Source organism: Nonomuraea sp. NPDC004186 (genome assembly GCF_053603495.1).
The window spans coordinates 1-3139 of record NZ_JBSGFQ010000087.1; the positions used below are offsets into that span (position 1 = coordinate 1).

The following is a 3139-nucleotide window of genomic DNA, read 5'->3' on the forward strand; positions in this document are numbered from 1 at the left end:
ATCGTCCCGGACCTCACCGACCCCGCCGGACGACACGGGGTGGGCGCCTCGCTCAAGCTTGAGCGTCCGGTACGGGGCCGCCCGCGCTCTCCGGGAGATGAATCACCGGGAAACAGCGCATGACGTTTCTCTGACCAGGGCAAATATGTCCATTTATGTCGCCCTCCGGGGTCATCCACGAGGGCCTTCCGAATCGTAGTATCCGGTGCTGAAGCTCCTGCGCGATTCGAAGAGGGAAGCAGTGTCGCGTCCGCAATCGGGGGATCACCTCGGTCAGATCGCCGCCTACCGCCTCGTCCGGTTCCTCGGCGAGGGCGGGCAGGGCGTGGTCTACGTGGGCCTGAGCCCGTCGGGCGACGAGGTCGCGATCAAGGTGCTGCACGCCCGGCTCTCGGACGATCCCGAGGCGCGGCGGCGGTTCTTCCGGCAGGTGGACCTCGCCCGCCGGGTCGCCCCCTTCTGCACCGCGCGGGTGCTGGACATGGGCATGCAGGCCGACCGGCCGTACATCGTGAGCGAGTACGTACGCGGCGAGTCCCTCGAACGCGCCGTCAGGAAGGACGGCCCCCGCACCGGCGGCGGGCTGGAACGGCTCGCGGTCGCGACGGCGACGGCGCTGGCCGCCATCCACCGCGCCGGAGTCGTCCACCGCGACCTGAAGCCGGGCAACGTCATCCTCGGGCCCGAGGGCCCCGTGGTCATCGACTTCGGCATCTCGCGGGCGCTCGACCACGCCGTCACGCAGACCGGGGTGTTCGGCACACCCGGGTACATGGCGCCCGAGCAGGTGAGCGGCGGGGAGGTGGGCCCTGCGGCCGACGTGTTCAGCTGGGCGGCCACGATGGTGTTCGCGGCGACGGGGCGGCGGGCGTTCGCCGGGGAGTCGGTGGCGGCGGTGCTGCACGCGCTCCTGTACGACCCGCCCGACCTGTCCGGAGTGCCCGCGTCGCTCCGGTCGCTGGTGACCACGTGCCTGGACAAGAACCCCGCGCGGCGGCTCACGGCGGACGACCTGGTCCGAGCCCTGACCGGCGACGAGACCCTGACCATGCCCGACGCCTCGCCGCCTGACTTCGAGGACGCGCCGCCCCGCCGGGTGCCGCGCCGCGCGGTGCTGGCCGTCGGAGTGGCCGCCGCGGCGGCGGCCGTGGCCGTGGCGATGTGGCCGCGCGAGCGCGATCCGGTACGCCCGGCCGCGCCCGCACTCCGGTTCGGCGCGGAGCTCGGCAAGCCCCTGACCGGCCACACCAACGATGTGCGGGCGGTGTCCCTGGGCACCCTCGACGGCGTCCCCGTCACCCTGACCGGCTCGGACGACGAGACCGCCCGCCTGTGGAACCTCCGCACCTCCCAGCAGATCGGCCCCCCGCTCGCCGGCCACACCGAATGGGTCAGATCGGTCGTCCTCGACCAGCTCGACGGCGCGCCGATCGCCGTCACCGCGAGCGACGACGACACCGCCCGCGTCTGGGACCTCCCCGCCGGCGCGTCCCGCGTCCTGGCCGGGCACAAGGGCGACGTCAAGTGCGTGGCGACCGGCCGGATCGGCGGCCGGCACGTCGCCGTCACCGCCTCCACCGACGGCACCGCCCGCGTCTGGGACCTGCGTACGGCCCAGGAGTACGGCGACCCGCTGACCGGTCACGAGAGCGGGGTGTGGGCGGTCACCGTCGGCCAGGCCGCCGGCACGACCGTGGCCGTCACCACCGGCGACGACGGGACCGTGCGCGTCTGGGACCTGGCCTCCAGGAAGCAGCTCGGCCGGTCGCTGACCGGCCACTCCGGCTGGGTGCGGTCGGTGGCGCTGGGCTTCCTGAGCGGCACGCCCGTGGTGGTCACCGGCGGCGAGGACATGACCGTCCGGGTCTGGGACCTGATCGCCTGGAAGCAGCTCGGCACCCCGCTCACCGGCCACACCGGCGTCGTCTGGTCGGTGGCGATGGGCAACCTCGACGGCACACCCGTGGCGGTCACGGGGAGCGAGGACAGAACGGTACGCGTGTGGGACCTGAACACCAGGAGACCGCTCGGCAGCCCGTTCACCGGGCACTCCGACTGCGTCTGGTCGGTGGCGGTGGGCCTGCTCGACGGCCGGCCGGTCGCCGTCAGCGGCAGCCGCGACCAGACCGCCCGCACCTGGAACCTCGCCCCGGTCCGCTGACCAGCCAGTCCCCGCAGCCCGCGCAGGCCGGCAGCCCGGCCGGCCCACGCGGTGTCCCTGCTGCCGGTGACGCATCCTTTCTGGTCGGCGCCTAAGCGCGATCACCGCTCACACCCGGAGATACGCGGAGGATGCGAGAAGAGTTCACGCTTGGCCGGAAGGATCGATCAGTGCAGGTCAGGCGGGGCGGCGTTGAAGACGAGGCGCGGTGGGTGGCCGCCGAACAGCTGGCTGACGGTGACGAACCGGTAGCCGCGCCCGGCCAGCTTCCGCAGCACGCGCGGGATGGCCCGCACGGTCGTCGGGTGGATGTCGTGGAACAGGATGACGCTGCCGGGCCGCACCGACCTGAGCGCCCGGCGGGCCACCGTGGCGCTGCTGCGGTAGCGCCAGTCCAGGGTGTCCACGCTCCACAGCACCATGGGTCGGCCGGTCTGGCGGCGCACGGTGGCGTTGATCGCCCCGTACGGCGGGCGGACGAGCCCGGGCATGACGCCGGTGATCGCCCTGATCGCCTGGTCGGTGCGGCCCAGCTGGGAGCGGACCCGGGCGGGCGACAGTCTCGTCAGGTCGGGGTGCGACCAGGTGTGGTTGCCGATCTCGTGCCCGGCCGCGACGGTGCGGCGCAGGACTCTGGGGTACGTCACGACGTTGCTGCCCACGACGAAGAACGTGGCTTGGGCGTGGTAGGCGGCCAGGTAGGCCAGCAGCGTGTCGGTGTAGGGGCCGGGGCCGTCGTCGAACGTGAGCGCCACGCACTTGACGCGGCGGCAGTCCACGCGGGGCCGCGGCCGGACCTCGGCCCTGTCGTCGGGGGCGGCCATCGCCGCCACGCCCTGAGCTCCGGCCGCCGCCGCGCCCCACGCCCCGGATACCGCGGCGCTCGCCTCCCGCGGGTCTCCCGCCTGCGTGGACTCCACCGGGCCCTTCTGGAACGCCGCCGGCTCGGCCGGGAGCGCGTGCCGGTCGAGCACGTAC

The 3139-nt window shown here is 73.7% G+C and carries 2 protein-coding genes; one reads left to right on the forward strand and one right to left on the reverse strand.

Annotated elements, in window-relative coordinates:
- The first annotated feature begins 241 nt into the window (after nucleotides 1-241).
- A complete protein-coding gene (locus ACWEPL_RS46615; protein WP_452440032.1) occupies nucleotides 242-2161 on the forward strand; it encodes a serine/threonine-protein kinase in 1920 nt (639 codons plus the stop codon).
- A gap of 167 nt (nucleotides 2162-2328) precedes the next feature.
- Here the strand turns inward: ACWEPL_RS46615 and ACWEPL_RS46620 are convergent.
- On the reverse strand, nucleotides 2329-3139 hold an 811-nt coding region (locus tag ACWEPL_RS46620; RefSeq protein ID WP_452440033.1), incomplete at its 5' end, for a polysaccharide deacetylase family protein.